This is a genomic window from Streptococcus mitis (assembly GCF_009496155.1).
GTDB classification, from domain to species: Bacteria; Bacillota; Bacilli; order Lactobacillales; family Streptococcaceae; genus Streptococcus; species Streptococcus mitis_BQ.
Genome location: NZ_WIJP01000011.1, coordinates 60,240 through 83,933 on the forward strand (window position 1 = coordinate 60,240; position 23,694 = coordinate 83,933).

The following is a 23,694-nucleotide window of genomic DNA, read 5'->3' on the forward strand; positions in this document are numbered from 1 at the left end:
AAAAAGTCAGCATGATTCTGCTGACTTTTTCTCTTATCTGATTTCTATACTTCCTTTACAAAAACCAATTCCTGTTTCTGTGACAAATCTTCTCGGTAGTTAAATCCTGGAAAGCTTAAGCGACGAGCTTCCTCCACCGTCTGTACTTGATTTTCGATCAGGGCTGTCAGGAAGGCACCACGCGCTTTCTTGGAGATAGTTGAGTGAATCTTCAGCTGACCACCCTTGTCCTCCATGAATTTGAAGGTCACCATCTTTTCTCTGATTTCCTTAGAAAATACAGTCTCAAACTCTGACGACAAGAGGGAGAAAATTAGGTCTTCACCATTCATAGCCTCATCGTAGGCTACCTTCCAATGACTCTTCAAAGTCTTACCAGCGACCTTTAATTTCATCAAAAAGTCCAAACGGTGAGGTGCCATAGGTGACAAGGCTGGAACAACTCCGTACAAAGCCGAAGTAATAAAGACATGATTTTCAAGATAGGCTTGCTCTACCTCGGTCAATTTGTCTCGCTTGATGTGGCGGTACATAAGCCCATCAAATAGATTCAAGGCTGGGTAGTGTTGAGCAGTTTGCCTTTTCAAAGCTTGGATATGTTGAAATTCTTCCGCCGCCTTTTCAGCTGATACCTTGTAAAAACTCTCCAATTGACTAGCAGAATAGAGGGCCAAGGCATCCAGCACGGCCTGACTTTCTGGTTTTAAAGGAGCAGCTTCGATACTCGGCAAGTCTGTGTTCATTTCTTTTGCTGTTGGGATTAAAATTTTCATATTACATATTAATAGTGTAGCATATTTTTCAGCCACTACCAAGAAATTCATCTGAAAAGAGACTGGGGAAAAGTCTTAAACCTCAGAAAAAACGCATAATATCAGGTGTTGAAAACCTTAATACGATGCGCTTTATCATGCAAGGATCTACTATATTTCTCCTCAAATTGAGGTTCTATATCATAGTAGCTCTCCTCATCCACCGATTCAATTTTTAATCCTCGATCAATTTATAAAAATCAGAATGCTTTAGAGATAAAGTCTAATCTTCTTTACGTTTTGTAGCCAATAGTGCTGCTGACAAGGCCAAGCTAACACCTGCTAAGAAGATTGCTATACCAGATTCTCTCTCACCAGTTTCTGGCAAGCTATTTTGATCTTCTTTGACTGCTGAAGCCTTTCTTTCTGCAGTCTGGTTATTAGCTATGTTCTGTACTGGATTCTCTGTTTTCTCACGAACTGGTACTTCCTGATTTCCTACTGTTACTGGATCACCTTTATCCTCTGGAAGTTTACTATCTTGAGACACTCCTGTATTTACCCCGTCTTTAAAGTCAGGCTTCTCAGCGATTGGTGCTACCTGATTATCTACAGTTGATTGTTTCCCTGTGTATTCTGAAATGTCGTTAACTGCTCCTTCAACAAAGTTAGTACCTCCCTTGAATTCAGGGACTTCATTGACTAGCGCAGGCTCCTCGCCCTTGCTATTTGAAATAGATGCTTTCACTCCTACCTCGATAATGCGGTCTTGAGCCTTTCTTTGTTCAGTATGAACAATAGTTCTAGTAGTTCCCACAACTTGAATATAGTCAACTTTTTCTCCATCTTGTCCTTCAGAAACAACACGACGTTGGCCTTGAGCAAGTTCAGGATTTTCACGAATAACTTCTTTAAATGGAAGCGGAGTCTTTTCAATTTCCAAGCTTAGAGTTTCTGCTACTAAGTTCTTAACGCCTTCTGTTGGTGTTGTTTGGAAGACTGACTTAAAGTATAAACGATACTCTTTCATAAGATTTCCATCTTTAGAAACAAGACGAACGAGTGTTGGAAGATTGGTATTTCCTGGATCCACAACTGTAACTACTCCATGTCCACTAGTTGTTGCAGTGACTTTTGGTTTTGAACCCATTGTTGTTAGAGTATAATCTGTCACATTTGGATCAAAGTTTTCCAATGCTTTTCCAGCAACTGAAATAGTCACTGAAGGAGTTTCTTCATCTCTTACTTTAGCAGGAGAGTAAGCACTAAACTCTACTACTGCTAGACCATTAGTTGTAGATTTACGAGTCAAACGTGCTCGAATAGCTGTTGTCTGAATCGGATCAAATGTAAATTCAATCGACTTACCAGCCACGATTTCTCCAGAAGCTTTGTAAGGAATTGGTGCCCAATTTTCTGCCTTGTTGAATGGATGGTCGGCATTTTCTTCATAACGAGAAATCGTACTTGGTTCTGTAAAGGCAGGACCAATATATCTTTCTAGAACCATTTTCTCTGGGGCATCTGTTCCACTATCTTTAAAGAATTGAATGGCTACTTTTCCAATAGATTGGGAGGCAATTTTGCCGCCCTTCTTAAAGAGTAGTCCGACAGAAGTTTCTTGATTTTTCGGAGTCCGAGACCAGTTTGTCCAACGTCCGTCCTCAATGTATTTTCCATCATTGATGTAGAAAATTCTATCATGTGAATTTACTTGTACATCATTCGTTGTCGAAGCAAAGGCTTTAGAATCCGTTTCATTGTTGCTTGGATTTTCTGACAGAACTTGGTTACCTTTAGCTACAACTGTTACTTGCATTTTGGTGCTTAAATCTGTACCTATTACATGACCAGTTACTTCAAAACTTCCCTCCTGTTCTGTCGCATGTTCAGGAATGGCATCCCATTGAACTGCAAGGTTAGCCTTAACCCAGCCAGCTTGTGAAGGATAATAGACTGTCACTTCAGCAGGCAATTGAAGTTGATCACCAACATTCAAGATTTTAGCACCATTTTCTGCAGCAAGAGGTTGACTAGTTTCTCTCTCATCATTACGGAAGATTCGATATTCTTTCAATACCGTACCATCTTCTGCTTTCAAGATGAAACGCGTTGCGCCTTTTGGACTTGTTGCAGGCACAACTGTTACCAAACCATTATTGCTAGCTGTTGCAGTGATTTCTTTGCTAGATTGAGGAATATAGTAATCAGTCTTAGATGGATTAAAGTGTTCAAGATCCTTACCATCTACTTGGATAGAAATCTCTGAACTTGTAGAGCTTAAGACCTTGTTTCCAAGGACAGTTAGCTCTGTCAAACCAACACCAGCTGTTCCATCTGCTTTCTTCATGCGTATACGAACAGCATAGGTTTCTACCTTATCAAATGTAAAGTGATTTGTTTGAATTGCAGATAGCTGACTTGGAGCATGTAAGTTTTCAACTACTTTCCAATTGTCAGGATTATTAAATGGATGATTGCTATCTCGTTGAGCATTATTGACATCATTTGGAAGATCTGGAACTTCCTGACCTACATAGTATTCGATAACGTATTCTTTTGGAAGACCAATTGTTCTATCGCTATAAAAATCAACCGACAAATTGTTGACAAAACGTTTCGTCAAGTCTCCTGAATTACCAAACAAGATAGAAGCCCAGTCATTATCAGTATTTGTTCTCCAAGTAGTCCATCTATTTTTAGCGCCTGTTGTCGTTCTTGACACAGTCAGGTCGTTCAAGGCATTAGCTGAATCATCTCCTCCTGTATTTGATACAATGGCAGCTGGCAATTGGGAGCCTGTCCATTGTTTAGAGATATTATTTCCAGCAACAACTTGACTAGACACTCGAACATGAGCTTTAGTGGTAAGATTACTATCAACTAAACGACCATTGATTTCATGGACTCCTTCAGTTTGACTAAAGTTGGTTGGAACCTGATCCCAAACCACATCTTTGTAGATAGTTGTTCCATTAGAATGGTAAGCACGAACATTAGCTGGCAATTGAACCGACTCACCCTTAGGTACTGTAAGGCTGATTTCCTCTGCAACTTGCAAGCCTTCAACCGTCACCGTTGCTTGAGCCTCAATATCTGTACCTTCTACATGTCCTTTAATGGTAAAGCTATGATAGTGCCCCAATTCTTTTTCAGCTACTTTGTCCCAAGTTACAGCTACCTTACGAGGCAAACCCTTATCAAATTCTGCTCCAACTTGACTAGGTAAATTAGGTTGCTGATTGATATCGGTAGAGATAGAAACTGGACGAAGTTTGACAATTTTCTTCTCTACTTTATTTTCTTTAATCACCAATTCAGTTGCGACAGATTGCGTTCTTTCTGTTTGATTGTCAATACGAGGAGTTAGAGTAACACGACCCTTAGTATAGAGTAACAAGTTCTGTCCATTTACCTCAAGATGACCACCATCAGCTGACTTGGCTTCTAAGTGGACATCTGACGCTGAAAATTCCGTCTGTGAACCGTCCTCATAATGCCCAATTACATGATAAGGGAGAACTTGGTCTTCTGTTGCCTTCTCTTTTCCTTCAACGTTTACTTCCAAGCGGGTCAAGGCAGGTGCTTCCTTCACGAATTGAATCAAGTAAGTTTGAACTAAATCGCCCTTTTGGTCACTCAAGAAGACAGAAGCCTGATATCCATTATCAGCAGAAGCTTGCTGAACTGTTACCTGATAGCCTGTAGTCTGTGCTCCAACACTTGGAATTGTTCCAGTGTAAGGAAGAGATACACGATAATAAGTCTTGCCAGACTCGAAGTTCTCAAGAGCTTTATCCCCAACAGTAAGTCCTGTAATGCTACTTGTTGTTTCCTTGCTGCTTGCGATAAAGGTTGCAGTCACTTCACGGTCGTCATCTACCAATTTACCAGTAGCCTCCGTACGTCCCCCTTCCTTGGTCAAAGCAGCAGGATCTTTCAAGGTCCAAGAAACAACCTCTGTATCAATTAAGCTACCATCTGTCAGAACAGCTGTGACCGTTTTATCCAAATCAGCCGCATTTGTACCAACCGGTACTGTAGCAACTTTTGGCAACCATTTATCTAAGGCAACCACTTTTACAAGTGCCTCAGCTTGGGTTTCCAAACCTTCCACTCGTCCAAATACTTTCTTTTCACCTGCACTTGTAAGTAAGTCAGACGGCACTTCCCAAGTGACAGTTTTTTCCTCAACACTGCCATCGCTATAAATAGCTGTTACTGTTTGAGGCAATTCAGGATTTGTAGTCACGTCAGTTGTTGCTTTTACAGGAGCAAAGGCTACAAAGTGACGGTTTTCTTTCTTACCAGACACAGTTGCGACTGTTGCGCTATCAGATGTCAAGCCAGCAGAATCTGCATAAAGAGTAAATTTACCTTCTTTTTCTGTTGATTTTACAATGACAACCCCTTTACCATTGAAAGCACGTCTTTGCCATGTTCCATCTGCTTGAGCTTTGTAGCGCTCACGACTAGCTTGTTCCCCATTATCTACACCAACGATTTGTCCCTGACCATGCAGATTGAAATGAACAAGATTATTCGCTGTTGGTACAACATTTCCGTCGCTATCAACAATTTCGTAATGGATGTAAGATAAATCTTTACCATCTGCAGTGATAACATGCTCTTCTTTAGTTAGACGAACTCTTGCTGGTTCCCCTGCAGTTGTCACACTATCACGCGTAATTTCGTTGCCATTTTCATCTCGAGCAATCGCAGTCAGTGTGCCTGGTTGGTATTTTACAAGCCACTCAAGATACAGTTCACTTGGTTTAGCTCCCTCATGATATGGACGTCCATCTTCTGTCCTTTTCTTAGTAAATTCCTTTTTCCCAAGCGACTGACCGTTTAAGAATAATTCAACATTTGCTGCATTTGAGAAGGTACGAACTGGAACCTTTCCATCGACCAGCATCTTGCGATCCTTAAGGGTCTCTTCAGTCCAGTTCCAATGCGGTAAAATTCGGACAGTTGGTTTTTCTTTATCACTATACCACTCACTACGGTAAAGGTAGAAATCATTCTTGGGCAAACCAGCTGTATCGATGATACCAAAGTAAGAACTTTTTACAGGTGTATTATCTCGGTTATGCCATGGAGTTGGTTCACCGATATAGTCAATTCCTGTCCAGATAAATTGACCAGCATAACCAGCATGATTACGGTCAAAAGTCCATGACTCAGTAGCTGTTCTTCCCCATCCAACACGGTCATTACCATAGTCAGATTGTTCATAGTGACGATTTGGACGGTTATCGTGTCCAAGGATTTGAGCAGGATTGTAATAAGAATCACGCGTTCTAGTAGCTGAAGAAGTTTCAGAACCATAGATGAGCCAGTCTGGATGAGCTCTACGAACAGCTTCATAATTGCGCTCTCCATAATTCATACCCACAGCATCCATGATTTCTGCAACTTTTAAGAAATCACCTGTTGCTGCACGACTAAATTTATTCTCACCCATGGTAACATAACGCTCGGTATCAATCGCTTTAATAACATCCTTCAAACGTTTAGCAGTTTCAATAGAACGAGGACTACCATTTGCTTCCTCTACCTCATTTCCAAGAGACCACATCACAATAGACGGATTGTTCTTATCACGCTCTACCATTGTTCTGAGATCAAAATCAGACCATTTCTCTCCCTTCTTAGCTTCTGGATGAGTTGCATCTTGATCAAAGAAGCGTCCATAGTCGTAAGTCTTCTTGCCACCATACCAGGTATCAAAAGCCTCCTCTTGAACCAAAAGTCCTAGACTCGCCGCAGCATCTAGCAATTGAGGACTCGCTGGGTTGTGGGTTGTACGAATGGAGTTCACTCCCATATCTTTCAGAAGTTTTAATTTACGATAAGTAGCCTTATAGTTCTCTTCTGCACCCAAAGCTCCGTTATCATGGTGAATACTTACCCCATGGAATTTCATTCTCTCACCATTGAGAGAAAATCCTTCCTTAGCTGTCCAGTTGAAATAACGGTAACCAAATGTATCTTCTGTTACATCAACTAATTGGCCTTCTTTATAGACTTTTGTTTTAAGAACATAAAGTTGAGGATGGTAACTTTTCGTTGTCCAAAGAGTTGGCTGATTGACCAAGATATTCTGATTAAAATGTGCTGTTTCATTTTCTGCCAAACTCTTAGTTGCAGAACGAACTAATTCTGAAACAGGCTTACCCTCCTTGGTGAAAATTTGTTGCTCCACAAAGACATTAGCAGCCTTTTTATCTGTATTTTTAATCTTACTTTGAACTTGTGTTTCAACATTGCTATCTTTTTGTTCAGCTAATTTTGGCGTTGTAATGTGATTCCCATTTTCCGCAACATGGACTTTATCACGATAACTAAGGGTTACATCACGATAAATCCCACTTCCTGAATACCAACGACTACTTGGTTGCTTATTGGTCACTTGAACAGTAATGGAATTTTCACTACCATCCTTGTTTAAAAATTCTGTGATATCATATGAAAAATGATTGTAACCACTTGGATAATGGCCTACAAATTTACCATTTACATAAACCTTAGAATCCATGTAAACACCATCAAAATTGATACGAACATCCTTGTTCTTGTCTTTTTCATCTAATGTGAAAGTCTTACGATACCAAGCTGTTCCACCATTTAACTGTCCACCTTCGTTACGAGCAGGAGACTTGTGGTCGAAATCAAAATAAATACTCCAATCGTGTGGAAGATTCAATTTAGACCAATCATGAACATCCACATCTTTTTTTGAAAAATCGCCTTGAGCATTTAGTTTAAAGTACCAATCTTTATTGAAGTCTTGTTTTCTATCTAATAATAGCTGCTTCTCTTTTTCAACATCCGCTTCACTTAAGTCTTTAGAAAGCGCTTGCGTTTTTTCAGACGAAGTTTTGAGATCTGCAGTCGATTTTACCTGATCCTTTTCTGAAATTTTCTTAGTATCCTCTTTTACATCTGTTTCATCTGCTGTAGACTTCGGACCATCTTTCACAGTCTTTGGATTTGTCTCTTCAGCTTCGTTTTCTTCTCCTACCTTATTTGGAGTTTCAACTTTAGGACTAACCAATTCATGTTTACCTTCATTAACAGGTTTAGCAGACTCTGTATCCTTACTTTCATTGTTTTCTGTTGTCTCAACTTTTGGTTTTACGAACTCACGTCCACCATTCCCATCAGCCTTTGCTATAGCAGCTGCCACATCATCAGGAAGCTTATCTAAAGGTTGGGCTTGATGAATCGTTATTCCTTCTGTTTGAGTATTGGATGCAGACAAGTCCTCAGCTTGTACAGCTGACAAGCCAAATATACTAGCCCCAATCATCACAGATGCCGCACCTATAGCAAATTTACGAATGCTATAATGGCAACGTTTATCGAAAAGTCTTTTCTTCATTAAAATCCTCTTTTCTTTCCCTCGATGCTAAGTAAGCGTTTACTTTTTAGAAAAATAACCTCCTTCTGGGTACACAACTAAGCATCAAGTTTGTTTTTTGTATATATTAAATATATCAAAATGAGCAAGAAATTGCAATCTTTTTTGTGAGTTTAATATAACAAAAAAGAGGGAGTAAGTATCCTATAACGAGAATCTTAACAATTGGTAAAGAATCTAGTCCTAACACTCTTCTAAAATCTCTTCAAACCGCATCAGCTTCCATCTGCAACCTTAAAACAGTATTTTGAGCAACCTGCGACTAGCTTTCTAGTTTGCTCTTTGATTTTCATTGGGTATAAACTATCAACTATTCAAAAACCACACAGTGTTTCTTTCAGCTTGATGATTCTCAAGACCGAAATCACTGTGTGGTTTTATTGTGACATTAATGTTTATCTAGGATTATTGAATAACTCTTTTTCGAATTCTTAATTCTTTTTCCCTTTTTTGACAAAAGCGGCAGAGAGAACTAATCCAAGACCACCTAACAAGGCTAAAGCAGCTGATTCTTTTCCACCTGTTGCTGGAAGTTGATCTTTAACTTTAGAAATCGATGATTGTGGTTGTTCTTGTTTTTGGGCTTGATCCGTTTTCACTGATACACTTGCAAATTCATCGGACTCTTCAACAGTAGTTTCAACATTACTATTGCCATTGCTCATCTTATCTCCATCAACTTTATCAACCGAATCTTCCAAGTTTTCCTCTGTTGGAGTTGCTTGATGGCTTGCTGTTCCTTTATATTCTGGTACTTCATGAACAGCGGCTTCGACACCATTTACTCCACCGATAAATTCTGGGACTTCTACTACTGGTGATGGTAGCTTGCTTGGGTCTCCCATAGATTCAGTATACTCTGGAACTTCATGGGTAGCTGCCTCAACTGCGTTTACTCCACCAGTAAATTCTGGGACTTCTACTACTGAAGCTGGTTCATCGCCCTTACTTGTATTTGGATCTGGTTTGGCTGGTTCTTCTGGAAGTTCTTGGTGGAATGTCGTCATTTCGTAGAACTCTGGTTTACCTCCTTCCCAAACAAGTTTCACATCCAATAATGGAGATTTATCTCTGACAGTAAATGTTTGGAAGCTTGAGGTAATCTCACCTATTTCTGACCAAGAATCTCTTTTATCTGATTTAAGAGTTCGAGCCAATACTCGAGCCTTCACTCCTTGCGGAAGACTTGAAACAAGTCGGATATGGTTCACATCTGTCGGTTCTGACAAGTGGTAGACCAGCTCACCTTGTTCTTTCTCAGCCTTATAGCTAGTCAATACCTTACCATCTACAAGGTTGGTATAGAGATTACCTTGGCTTTCACCACTGTTTCCTTGAACAGTTGGGTCATTAATTGGTTTCACGAATTCGCCATCATTGATAACCAACTCAGTGAAGCCTACAAAACGAGCATCATAGTTAGCTGTAAATAGAACACGGAGATAATTGGCTTTAACTGGACTTGCATGTTCACCCTCGATGTAGCGGTTTCCTGGCATCTTAGAATCATGTGTCCAACCATCTGTCAAGGAATCATCACGTGTCTCATTAGTAACACCGTCACCAACTGTCACAAGATCTGTCCAAGTCTTGCCATCTTGACTGACTTGAATCTTACCATCACGCAGATAATTTTGAGTTCCATCTTGAATATAAGCTCTAATTTTCTTAATGTCACGTTCGCTACCAAGTTTCAAGGTGATATGACCGTCTTTACGAGCATAGTCTGAGAATTCTACAAAGTTATTATAAACTCCATCGAACAATTGATCCAAGTTCTTAATCTTACGAACATCATTGCTACCATATGTTGGATGGATTCCCATTGATGTCGAATCAAGTGTGGTTGGTTGAACTTCTTTTGTCTGAACAAGTAGAGAGGTTGCTGTCACTGCTTGTTCTTGGTCAGTCTTGTTGACCAAACGAACATAACGTACCAAGGACTTATCTGTCACTTGATCAGCTGGATACCATTCTTGGGCATTTGGAGAGTATTCCAAATTGAGGGATGGATTTTCTGTACCAACTGCTTGAATAAGCTCAGCTTGGTGAAGACGATCAAGTTTCATACCCAAGTAACTATGAGCTGGAAGCTTGCTTCCGCTCGGAATTTGCATATTATAACGACCTAGGCTGTCATAAACTGGAGTTGACTTCAAGTTTTCAACGTTTGTATCAGTCAATTGGCTATTGCCTGCACGTGTTTCAACCGAAAAGTCAGCTATACGCCACCATAGGTTGGTATTCTTAGTGTTGCGAATACGGACATAGCGAGCTGAAATTGGAGTTTCGATTTCTTTGGTTTGTTCACCAGTCAAGCGATCCAATTCTTGCCATGAGTTACCATCTGCAGAATATTCAAGAACACCTTCTGCTAATTTATCTCCTGAACCTTGATGGAGACGAACCTTAGTCACAGGTTTGACTTCGCCTAAGTCTAGTTGTACCCAACTATTTACTGGAGTTGTATCAGTTCGATCAGCATTCGCAAGCATGGCTTCAGTATTGTCACGACCGTCTGTAATCTGACCAACTGTCGTATTGTACTTGTACATAAGATTTGGACTAATCGTCACAGTAGCTGCCTGTTTAGCACGAGTAACTTCCACAGGGCGGTTAACAGCAATTTCTCTTACAGCAAACCAAGTATTATCACGATCTGAAGTCGCAATCATTCGAACAGCCTTGGCACGAATATTGAGTTTTTCATATTTAATAAGAGATTCATTTCCAGTGTAGCTTGGTTCTGAAAGTGTTACCCACTCATCATTTTCATTGAGATACTCAACCTTAGCATTGTTAAAGGTATCACGAGGATTTGCTTGAGTTCCCATTGCAAAGGTCAAGTTTTGGAGTGGAACAGCTTTGTTAAATTTCAAGCCAATGTAATCACCAGTCTTGATACTGTTTGGCGATTTGATTAATGCATGAGTTCCCAAATCTCCATCAGTTACCTCAGCCAGTCCGCCTTCTACACCTGTACGGTTTGTGATAAAGGTACTGATAACTTGGTCTGGATGCAAGGCTTTTTGAACTTCTGTTGCCAAGATTTCACGCAGTCCAAGCAAGAATGGACGGATATGTTGAACACCTAACTCAGCTTTTTCATCATGGTCTACATAGTGGAAGGTATAAGTTTGTGATTGTTCGTAGAGTTTCAAGCCCTTATAGTAACTATCCCAAAGTTTTGCAGAGTCATTTGTAGCAATAGCTTCTGTACCATCAAGGAGAGCACTCAAGGCATCCATTTGGTCAATGGTATTGTCCAACCAATAATGGATTTGAGCACGCATCTTTTCATCACCAGATGCTTTATAAAGTTGAGCTGCAGCTTTTAGTTTAGCAAATTCCGCACGCAATCCTTCACGCTCTGCGCTGACATCTTGACCTGCTTTCAACTTAGACATAAATGTTGCCAATTTCGGAGCAAGTTCAACAGACTCTTCCAATTTCACAACACGACCATCCATGTTTTGGTTGATCATATGTTTACCAAGCTCACGGAAGGCAATAGATGCTTCACTATCTGTAAACTTACCGTTTTCAACAAAGTTGAAGGCTATATCGTTGACTTTCTTGGCTTCTTCTTCTGACTTCCATTGTTTCCATGCATATTGGGCTTCAGAGAAGAGGGCAATCTTAGAAGGCTCAGATTGTTGCATTGGGTTCAACATGATACCTGAAAGAAGACTAGGATCAACATTTGGATGAAGGAATTTCTCACCACCACCTAAGATTAAGTGTTGTTTAGAGTTATCTGTAACAGGCCAATTGACCCATAGAGAAACTGGACGATAGGTCTTACCACCTGCAGTCAGGTTGTTCTTAAGGTTAGAGAGGAAGCTTTCGGATACTTCACCCCAGATCTTACCACCAGTAAGGGTCATAGAGGTTGAAGTTGGAAGATTTTCATTGAGTGCTTTCAACTCATCTTCACGGCCATTACCCCAATATTGACCTGGGACAAAGATCATTTCCTTACGAAGGCCACCATAAGTTGCTTGTTTTTCAGTCAACCAGTCTGTCATGTCCTTCATCAAGCGGTTGTAGCTATTGTAGCCACCAACTGGACTTGGGGCATCATCGGCCAAAATACCGAACTCACGAACACCGACATCCATCAATTGAGTGAATTTAGCTTTAATAGTTTCAAGGTCTTTTTGGTAGTCAGCATCGTTGCCAAAACGGATACGGTTATTCATGAATGGATGGATGGTCCACACATAACGAGTCTTGTTTTGGTTTCCGACACGCGCCAATTCACGGATTTCAGCTAATTTTTCTTCTGGATAGAGTTCACGCCATTTCTTGTTGTGGTATGGATCATCTTTTGGTGCAAAGAAGTATTGAGTCAACTTCAAGTCACCACCATAACGCATCAATTCTGCACGATCAGCATTACTCCAAGGATTTCCATAGTAACCTTCGATAAAGCCACGGTTCTTAATTTCAGCGTAGTCTTCCACTGTTACATTACGTAAGACTGGTGCTGCGCTCTCATTAAGCATGTGTTTGAGAGTTGTCAAACCGTAGAAGACAGCATCTGTATCCTTACCAACTATAGAGATTGTATTGTTCTTGATGGACAAAGCATAAGCATCAATTTTATCAAAGAGTCCTTTAGAAAGATTTGGCATCTCTTTTTCAGCCTGTGACTCTTGACCATGAACACCAAGATAGATATTGGTAGCACCAGCCACTGCTGTTTGACTGCTTGTGTATGAGATTTGATGAGCTTGTAGAACACTCTTCAAGCGGTTGCGAGTATAGATATCCAAATTTTCCCCCATAACAAGATTGACTTGTTTATGAAGTTTCGTTACACCGTCATTATAAGTTACTTTTTGTGGTGTTGGGAAGACTTTGTACTCTTTCTTAAGGTAATCTTGACTTTGGGCTGCTGCAGCAACTGCTTCATCACTTGTTGGCTTGCTAGCTACAAAACTATCAGTAAGTTCAGTTGTACCGTCACCCATCTCCTCAACTTTAGGTGTTTTTGGAGTAGCTGGCTCTTCTGCCTTGTTAGTAGAAACTGGTTTCAGAAGTTGAATTTCTGCAGCACTACCAAATCCTGCAACACCTGATAAAACTTTAAATTCTACCTTATCCGTTTCAACTGCATCAAAGTTCACTGTTTTCTCTTTAGCATTGTTTTCCCAAGTTCCTGAAGCAACTTTAACCATTTGACCATCTTTTTGAGCATAGATTTCATAAGATGTCACGACACCATTACCACCACCTGGACGTGGAAGATAAGTCAAACCATTGACTTTTTCTGCTTCTTTCAAGGTCATGGAAAGAGTGTACGGAGCAGTATCACCAGTCCATTTAGTATGCCAGAATGTGTTTGGATCATTGTCAAAGGCTTTTTCAACAACTCCTTCAGTCGCTGTTCCTGGAGTTTCTTGACTAGTTGCAGAAACTGTGAAATGATTTGTTGGGATCAAACGAGGATTTACAAATGGTTTATCTGACAACTCTGCACTATGTAAAATTCCTTTGAACCCACCGATGCTTTCAAGAGGTAGAACCAAGCTATTGTGGGCAAAGCGAGGGTGAGATGGATTTGCGATACGTTCAATCTTCTCACCATCCACATAGAATTCCGTTGATTGTGGTTTGGTCACAATAGAGATTTGATAACGTTTGTTCTTTTCAAGTTTTTTCTTGAATTGGATATGGAACTGTTCAAATTGATAAGCAAGATAGCCGTCTTTATCAGCTAGATAGATACGGTTATCTCCACTTGTTGAGAAGGTTTGTTCACCGTCTCCAGTGACAGTTACATCAAACTTCAAGACATGACTTGGACCAACGTCACCTGCCAGGCCTTCGATACTGCTATCTTTCTCAAAAGCCAATCCTTGCTCGCTTGTCTTCACCTTCTTACTTGCATAGCTCTTCACTGTATCAGGATTGATGGTAAACAAGTCACTTTGACCAATCTCTCTGTCAGGATTTGACTGTGGCGCATAAGGGCTCGTTGGTAGGGTACGTTCTGCAAAGGTCGCAGCCGCACGGTCAGATCCCCAAGTGCGCTCTGCAGTTGTTTGCATGCTCTTAAAGAAGCGTTTAAAGATATCATAAGATGTCAAACCTGTCTCATGAAGATCAATATTATCATTCCAAACTGCGTGACCACCTCCAATGATGTTTGGATTAGAAGCTTCTAGTAGTGGACCATGACCAGTTCTGAAATCGTTTGGTGTCCAGCCATTATATTGAGTTTCATAGTTAGCATAATCACCATAAGCTGTTTGACGATTATCCCCATTCGGAACGCTATATGTTGGGATATCTGTGATATTAATAATCTTAGCTCCCTGAGCAATAGCTTCTTTTGGTTGCTGCCAGCTAATACTCCAGATATCAACTTCTACATCTTTCCAATCAACCGCTGTTTTACCTCGTTTCGCGCTGAGTGAACCCCAAATACGAGGTGTATAGCCTTTCCCTTTAATGTATTTAATAAGGTCATTGACATAACGACGATAACTTTCTCTACTTCCGTAGTATTCATCCGTTCCGATATGAACAGTAGATACCCCATGAAGTGGTGCATCTGGACCATCAAGAAGTTTGTCATAAACTGATTTGACAAAAGCTAGCGTTTCATCGTATTTATTATCTAGGTCAAGCATGGCTACGCGCTCTACGTTATGTTTACCTCTGTAATCGCTCAGACTACCTTGATACATGAGGTCTGGACGAACTTTGACAAATGACAGAGCATGACCTGGCGTGTCAATTTCTGGAACTAGATTGATATGCAAGGCCTTAGCAAGTTTAATCAGATTTTGCATTTCTTCCTTGGTGTAATGCTCATCTGATGTTAATTTTTGACCATTCTTACCGACAATATCTGTCTCTACACGGAAACCTGTCTTAGCATGTTCTAGAACGTACTTAAGCTCTTCTTCTTGTGTTAGGTTCTTACCTGCCAAGTGTTCCTTTAGGAAGATATAGTTATCGTTGAGGTGCAACTGCAAGTCGTTCATCTTGTAGTAAGCCATGTTGAGCATGATGTCTACAAGGGTATCATAAGGAATAAATTTACGACCTGTATCTAGCATAAAGCCACGGTGACTAAAGCTTGGGAAATCACGAATTTCTCCATTTTGGAGATTGCTTTCCCCCATTTGAAGAAGAGTACGAGTAGCATAGAAGGCCCCTGTGTTCGTTGCAGCTTCGATGGTAATGACACCATCTTGGATAGTGAGGCCATAGCCTTCCTTACCATAACCCTTATTTTCAACTTTTTTAAATTCAATTCGTTTTTGAGCCTGCTTGTCACCTGTCGCAAGTTCCAATCCACGGCTTGCAAGGTCTGACTGGTAGAAGGTTGCAGCCTGATCAAAGCCTGAATCTCCTGTCGCAAGAACTGTATCCGAAGTGATAGAAGATTGACCTTCTTTTCCATACCATTGTTGAACAGCTGGTGCTACTTTTGGTTTAACACCCACACCTTCATCCTGATGTAACCCCTTGATGACTACTTCAAATTCTTTAGTAAAGGTATGTGAATCTTTGATTTGCTCTACCATAACCTTAACGCGTTGATTAGTCAGAGGCTTATAAATGTGATTTTGAAGGTCAATCACACCTTGTTTGTTGCTACCGATAAGACTGACTTTTCCTGGTAGAGTTGGCAAGACAAGAGACTGTCCATCTTTAGCTACAGTCAATTCTGTAACCTGACGGATATCCGTTACCTTACTTGTATCAGGAATATTCGAATAAGCTCGAATTTCTTGAATACCAACGTTTCTCCAGCCCATTGTGCCCGCTTGATAGTCATTGATTTCTAACTTGAGATATTTAGCTTGAATACTATTAGCTAAGTCAACTTTCTCATCTAAAACAGGTTCTCCAGTCTTGGTATGAGCTAGCTTCCATTGTTTTTCTCCACTAGCATTTACATCATCTTGACCTGCATAGTAGAGGCTCCAAGATTTGATATTTGGATCATTTTGACCATTGCGAACGCGACGATCCCAATCAATTTCCACATGTCTAATTAATGTTGTTTTTGGCAGCGTTAATTCAAAGGTTGGCTTTTCAATATTTTGATTAGTTGCCCAGCGAGTATCCGGATTACCGTCCACTGCCTTGTCAGCTGTATACGGAGTGCCAGTTTCATAGTTATTAGCTTGGGCTGTAGCACCTTCTAAATGGTTACGGTCTTCCCTATCCTCAATCTGCTTTTCAACTGGTTTGAGTGTAGGTGTAGCTGGTTCTACAGGTTTAGAATCTGCTTTTGGTGTTTCAGATGGCTTCAGAGTCTCAGCTGGTTTGGGAGCTGTTGGAGTTGTTGCTGGACTTGTTTCTTCAGTTGTTGAAGGACTTGTTCCTGCAGTATTTTCATGATTTTCTTCATGTCCTGCATCTGCCGTTGCTTCTGATTCAGCTTTCTTTAAAACAGCTGCTAAATCGTCTGGCAACTTATCTAGGGGCTGAGCTTGTGTGATTGTTCCTTCTTTCTCAGGAGTTCCACCTGTCTCTGCAGCTTGCACTACATTTGCACCAAAGATACTGGCACCGATCATTACAGAGGCTGCACCAATTGCAAATTTTCGAATACTATAGTGACAGCGTCTTTCAAAAAAATGTCTATCCATTTTTCTCCTATTCCTTTCATCCACTTATTAGAGTAAGCGGTCTCATTTCCCATTTAAAAATGGAGAGAACCTAGAGGTTCTCTCCAACTAAGTTATTTCTGTCTGAATTCTAGTTCCTTTAAACTCTAAAATCCAGTCTTCTTTAATTTTCTTTACGTTTTGTTGCAAGGACAGCAGCAGATAAGGCAAGACTGACGCCAGCTAGGAAGATAGCTGTATCAGATTGGCTTTCTCCTGTTTCTGGCAATCTCTTCTGCTCTTCTGTTGAAACTGAAGTTTTAGATTCTGCAAATTTTCCTTGGCCCAATTGACTAATCTGATACTCAGGTTTTTCAACAGTTGGTGCTGCTTGATCGCCTGCCGTAGCCAATAGTCCTGTGTAGGCTGGCTTTTCGTTTACCAAAGCTTCTACTGCATTAGCGCCACCTTTGTATTCTGGAACTTCATTGATAGCTGCTTCTACTGCATTCGCACCGCCTTTGTATTCTGGAACTTCATTAACAACTGCTTCTTCACCTGCTGTTCCAACTGGGCCATTATACTCAGGTACCTCAAGAATTGGTGCTGCTTCCTCACCCGCTGTTCCAAGCGGGCCTTTATACTCAGGCACTTCAAGAATCGGTGCCACCTCTTCACCTTTGCTACTTGTAGGAGCATCTGGTTTAGCAGTCTGATCTTGTAGTTGGTTGAGATATTCTGCAAAGTAGGCAACCATTCTTTCAGTCAAGAGATGGTTATCCGTAGCATATTTCATGCTAGCTACTACACTTGCTACCTCCTCTTGATTTTCTTTGCTGGTCAATTTTTGAGCTTTCGCTAAAGCTGTTTCATAACCTGACAAATCAAGAGCTGTTTCTGCAACCTGTGGACGACTAAAGATTAACTCAGCAGCAGCTTGATATTTATCACCACCGTCTCCATAAGTCTTAGTACTTGTCAAAACAATTTTCTTAGCCTTGATTGTCTTACCAAAATCAATATCTTTTGGTTTATTGTTATCTGGCCAATCAGTTGCAGTGAAAGTATGTTCTTTACCAGACTCATCTGTCACAACCAGTTTCACATCACGCAAGTTACCATTTGATCCTGATCCACGTGGCACATAACGGAATCCAGTGATTTCTGTCGCTTCTTTCAAGACCATAGTTGCAGGTTTGCCAACATCTCCACCATTCCAAGACGTATGCCATAGACTTGATAAGTTACCATCAAAGGCATTTGCTAAATCTTCTCCCGCTTGCGCTGGAGCATTTAGACTTTCAAAGTCTTCTGCTACCAAGGCTGTTTTCTTTTGTACCAAGGCATTCTTCAGAGCATCAATCTTAGAAATTTCAGCACGCGCTTCTTCTACACTAATGTCATCATCTGCTTGACTGAGGTTAAAGACAGCTTCCTTCAAGGCATCCATAGATTTCTTAGTATAGTTAGTCATAGCAACTGTTGGCAAGTAATTCTTCAGAGCATTTTCTGTCAACATCTTACCAGTTAACGTGATTTCCTCGATTTGAAGTTTATCCATAATGAAGTCATTGTAACCACGGAAGTTAGCATTTCCACCAGAATCTCCACGAGTATTGCTTGCGTTACCAGTTGAGTAGATACCTACCCAAGTATCGCCTGTTTCTGCACCTGTTACGAGGAAGGTTACCTTCTTAGCTTTCTTAGAATCTGTCCAAGTATTTGGCAATTCATGCATTTCCAAATTGCTTGCTTGATTACCGCGACGACCTGACTGGAATTCTCCCTTACCGACTACAAAGGCATAGGTATTGTCAGAGCCCGCTTCGTATTCAAAGGTTACACGATAAGTCTTACCAGCTTCAAAACGGAAGTTTTGAGGAATTGTTTGGTAAACCAAGTTACGACGGCTAACTAGCCCATTTGTCTTCAATGACCAATTTCCTTCGATGACATCATCGACTTTCTTACCATTCCAATCACGTTGTGTATATGGATCATGTTTTTCAGATAAGTGAGTACGATTATCCTCAACTCCTTCGATACCACCAATTACAAATGGGAAAATGCCTTGAGCAACATTTTCAAAGTCTTGTTTAAATGTTCCTTTAGCTGTATCATGATTATCTCCGTACATACTTGAATTGTTTTCAAAGGTACGAATTTCATCAAAGTAAGTTGCTTCATCACCAGCTTCACGACTCAAAGTAAGAGTGACATTTGATACATCTGAACCTGTTGTAAAGAAGGCATACATGTTTTGGAAGTAACTTGTATCGTCAACTGTAGCATTGTCACGACGAGTATTATGGGCATAGGCCTTGACATAGTTAAGAGCTAGTGACTTATTGGTATAGCTAGTCACTTCTTTTTCACCAGTATTCACTGTGATACTTGCTTTAGCATTACTACGGTTATCAACACCGACATAAACAGCATACTTAGTATTTGGTTTCAAGCCAGTCAGTTTCTGAGTAAGGCTGACTGTGCTCTTATTGCCTTGGATACGAAGCATTTCATTTGCGCCTTGTGATTTGACAATTTCTGCCTTAGAAGCATCACCAGAAATAGTCCAGTGTTTTAAAGTTCCACTGTTAAATCCTTGGTCATAGATATGCATACCTTCACTCCATGACATTTCAGGATTGGTTTGTTTTGAACGGTAGAGAACATATGGTTGATTTGCAGTAAGATTAAGGGTAATCTTACCATCTTTCACAGCTACTTCCTGTTCTTCAGTCTTACCTTGGTCAGTTAGTTTATAAAGGTAAACCTTGTTCTTTGCCCAATCGTTTGGAAGTGTCCAAGTTGTTGCACCAGCTTGCGTATTGAAGTAGTACATTTTTTCCTTATCAGCAGGAAGTTTTTTACCATTTGCATCCCAGTTCCAAGGAGTCAAGTAAGCTGAACCATCTTGGATGACACGTCCATTGAGAGTCACTGTACGTTCACGGTATTGCGGGCTATTGACATCATTTGACTTACGAGTCACAACAACTTTGTTATTATCAGCATCTACCAATTCCACTCGCATTTCTGGAGTCCATTTATAGGTGCTACCGTTATCAGACATAGTGACTGGTGTACCATTTTCCCACTTGCTTACAGTGAAGTGTTGGAAGTACTTGGTCATGACATCATGAGCAAACAAGTTGGTTACATAGCCATTGTAGTCACTTCTTCCTTGCCAACCTTCAAAGTCTTTCATGCTGTAACCACCTAGAAGTGGATAGTTAGCTGCTCCACCGTAACTTCTGTAATCCCCAACCCAAGAATCTTTTTGGTGGTTGCGGATAAAGCGCGTGATAGCACTGTTGATACCTTTATTAGTGTAGCCACCATAGGTCAAGTCAGCTGCCCAGTGTTGGAAGGTAGAGTCGTATTCACCACCATGACCCCACTCGATCGCAAAGCGCCAGCCTTGTTTGTTAATTTCTTTAGCAAGAACGTGGGTAGCCCAGGCACCATTATCACCTGATTGCCCATTGCCCCAAACGTCCACATAGATAAAGTCAAGACCTTCACCAAGTTTGTTTTTCAATTCTTCCCAGCGAGCTAAGCGACCATGCGCCAAGTCATAAGCAGCATCAATGTTAATACCTTGATCTAGCCAGTTCCAACCATAGCTGTAGCTGCCATCTGAATTCTTACGAAGAATATTTTCGTTAAAGTATTTAGACTCAGGATAAGTTTCAGAAGCGTTAACATGGATACCTAGATGAGCTCCATATTTCTTCGCTTTCTCAATCAAAGCCTTGAAGTCTTCGACACCACCAATACGTTTACCAATATCAGCATAGTTCAAGTGGCCTGAGTCATGACCTTCACTACCATACCCTTTAAGGAGAACACCTTGTCCAAGACCATCTGTATGGAGATTGATTTTCTTGATACCATCTAAGGTCATAAGGAATGGGTTTTGTGCTTGAGAACCAAAGTTCATCGCGATACGATATGCTGTGATATCCTTAACCTTTTCCCAACCTTGAGGGTTGTTCATGATACTACGATAAGCAATGGCACCATCTTGCCAGTCCACTTTCTTATCCGCATTAGCATCTTCAGTGATCACAACCTTGGCACTTGGAAGTTCCTTCGTATATTCTGGGAAGACAATGCCCTTATAAGCTTTTTCCCATTGCCATTCAGAGCTTTGAATTCCCACATAGTTTGTATTTCCAACAGTTTGTTTGAATGCTGTCAAACGAGTCCAGTCATTCGAACCACCACCGTAGCTGTTTTGAGAGTTGCTCCAAACACCTGCAGCAAGCTTATCTGTAGAAACAAAACCATACATGTAACCCTTAGCCAAATCTTTCATTGGATTGGTTACAGCAATATGATCATCTCCACTGATATGAGTGTTGTTTGACATGGTTGCCCCATCAAACTTAGCCCCAGCTTGGTCGCTTGAAACCGACACAAGTGAGTTCCCTAAGAAATTGATAGAGGAGAGAAGTTTTCTTTCATCATCAATCTTCTGACCTGGAGTAACTTGGTTGTGGTTGACAATCTTGGTTACATCAAAGTGCAATTGATTGTCCACTACTTGCAAACGAACAGTCATATCCGCATTGATGAAATTCTTCTCATCACGAAGCTTCATCAAGTACTCTGCAGTAGTATCATTGATCTTCTTATAGGTGACTTCAGGTGTAATTTCGTGATTGTTTACCAATATTTTCTTAAGTTGTTGAACCTGTCCTGTCAAAGTATGACCATTCAAAGTATATTCCTTGACACGTGGAAAGGCTTGGTCAATCACTGCTTTTAGGGCCTTAGACTGGATGGTATCATAAGTCACTTTACTATCATCTACCACCGCACCAGTTTCTTTTTCAGCAGTAGCTTCAGTAGCTTGAACTCCGTCTTGATTGTCAGTCTTAATATTTACAACTGTCTTTTCAGCACCATATGTACCAGCTTTAAGTAAGATTTTCTTTTCATTTTTAAGATTTTCATTAACAGCAGCTGGCAAAGTAACCGTATCAAAAAGTTTTACATCATTATTTGTTGCATTCAGCTGACCATCTGATTTTAAGCTAATAGTCAGATGATTCACTGAGCCATTTACTGGAGCTGCAACACGACCACCCTGATACCATGTGCTATTACCTGGTGTCTTGTATTCCCAGAACCAACCTGATTTATCATATCCAACAAAGACATTATTGTTTGTATCTTTAAATTTCAAGAAAACACCAAAACGTGATTTGCCTGTTTCAGATTCTTCTTTGAAAGTGAGATCTACATTCGCATTCCCATTCGCATCCACAGTCAATCCTTGTTTTTCAAACAAGGCTGGTTTGCTGGCATTGTCATTTTGATCTGTTGAAGACAACTTATTGTATCGAACACCATTTTCCTCACGAATGGCTACAGTCCCTTGTTGTTCTTTTCTTGCTACAGTTTGCCATTCAGGAGTAACTTCCGTTGGTGTCTCTGGCTTAGCTGTCGCTGGTTTTTCTTCTTTCGGCTTATCTTCTTTTGGTTTTTCTTCAATTGGTTTTTCAGTTTCCTCTAAATTCGCTGGTTTTGAACTAGAGATTCCCTTAATATGATCTTGAATCCATTTTAATTGAGCTGGAGAGAAAAGGATACCTCCACTACGGACTCCAACCACACCATTTTGATGAACCCCAATCAATTTACCATCCGTATCAAAGATACCGCCACCGCTAGCACCTGGTTGTCCACCTTGATAGCCAACTCCTTGAACACCTTCACCATAAGATTCAGCAAAATCCACAGCAGTGTTAATAACTGGCGCCAACTTACCAGCAGGATAGCCAAACATATTGACTTTATCCCCAACTTTCTTAACAACCGGCTTTTCAGTAACTTCTACAGGAGCATTTTCAAGAACTGTACGCAATCTTACAAGAGCCAAATCGTTCTTATAACCCTTTAGATAGCCATCCCGATCCCAGTGAATCACATCTTTTTTACTAAATTTTACATCATCTAAACCAGGGTAGGATATACTAAAAATATCACCATCCCCTTTATCATTATCCACAACCTTACGAATATTTCCATCTTGTTGATCCTTGATAAAGTTGTGAGAAACAGTCAAAACAAGATCCTTACCAATGACAATACCACTACCTTCTCCTGATGGAGTCTTAATCTTAACAGTAGCGCCATAGTTCAATTCTCCATTTTTTGTTTTGGCAACATCTTCAGGAACTAGACTACCAGTATCTTGCGCTAATTGGTCTTTATTTACCTCTTTACCATTATCAGTAGCTTTTTCAACTTTGCCTTCCAATTCTTTCGGCAACTTGTCAGTAGTTTCTTTGTTTTTCTTTTCAAGAGCTAATAACTCTTCTTCAGTTTTTGGTCCATCTGTTGTTTCAGCAGAACCTGGATTTGCTACTACAGCTTCCTTATCGAACTCTCGTCCATTATCGCTCGCTTTTTTATCCAAATCAGCCAGTTCACTTGGCAAATTATCTGTTGAGCCAACTGTTGGTGTGTTAGCCATTACTGGAGCAGTAGCAAAAAAACTAGCCCCAATCATAACTGAAGCAGCACCTAGTGCAAATTTACGAATACTGTATGTGCAGCGTTTTTCAAAAAATCGTTTATCCATTAACCCCTAATTCCTTTCATCGACTTTCGTAAGCGTTTACATTTCTTGTTCGAAAAAATACTCCTTTCTGTCTAAAAAGTGTAACACTTACATCATTAAATAAAAAATAATTACACTTTTAATATAACAAACAATAAGGAATAAAGCAATAGAAAAGATAGGAAATGACTAATTTTTTATTTCAAGGTAACTTCTCAAAGTAACTTCCACTTGCCCAACCGAAGTGGAAATTAGTCTAAAACGGATTTTTATGGTGGAATTAAGTGTGAGACGTTTGAGTTAGAAATGAGGTTCACTATGACAAAACATAAACACCTTACACTTTCAGACCGTAATGATATCCAA

Annotated in this window: 4 protein-coding genes; all 4 read right to left on the reverse strand. The window is 40.3% G+C overall.

Annotation, left to right across the window (positions count from 1 at the left end; genetic code table 11):
* Window positions 1–44: 44 nt before the first annotated feature.
* Window positions 45–773: a peroxide stress protein YaaA gene (gene yaaA, locus GEZ84_RS07785; protein ID WP_153224113.1), complete on the reverse strand. Its 729-nt coding sequence runs from the start codon at window positions 771–773 to the stop codon at window positions 45–47.
* Window positions 774–1,035: 262 nt separating this feature from the next.
* Window positions 1,036–8,139, reverse strand: a complete 7,104-nt coding sequence (locus tag GEZ84_RS07790) for an SIALI-17 repeat-containing surface protein (RefSeq protein WP_153224114.1) — start codon at window positions 8,137–8,139, stop codon at window positions 1,036–1,038.
* A gap of 470 nt (window positions 8,140–8,609) precedes the next feature.
* Window positions 8,610–16,796, reverse strand: a complete 8,187-nt coding sequence (locus GEZ84_RS07800; protein ID WP_153224116.1) for an SIALI-17 repeat-containing surface protein — start codon at window positions 16,794–16,796, stop codon at window positions 8,610–8,612.
* Window positions 16,797–16,938: 142 nt separating this feature from the next.
* On the reverse strand, window positions 16,939–23,349 hold the full coding sequence (locus GEZ84_RS07805) for a SpGH101 family endo-alpha-N-acetylgalactosaminidase (protein ID WP_153224117.1): 6,411 nt from the start codon (window positions 23,347–23,349) through the stop codon (window positions 16,939–16,941).
* Between the last annotated feature and the right edge of the window lie 345 nt (window positions 23,350–23,694).

Bases quoted from the DNA above. Each gene is read 5' to 3' on its own strand.
- GEZ84_RS07790 (WP_153224114.1), bottom strand. From the start codon at position 8,139: ATGAAGAAAAGACTTTTCGATAAACGTTGCCATTATAGCATTCGTAAA.
- GEZ84_RS07800 (WP_153224116.1), bottom strand. From the start codon at position 16,796: ATGGATAGACATTTTTTTGAAAGACGCTGTCACTATAGTATTCGAAAA.
- yaaA (WP_153224113.1), bottom strand. From the start codon at position 773: ATGAAAATTTTAATCCCAACAGCAAAAGAAATGAACACAGACTTGCCG.
- GEZ84_RS07805 (WP_153224117.1), bottom strand. From the start codon at position 23,349: ATGGATAAACGATTTTTTGAAAAACGCTGCACATACAGTATTCGTAAA.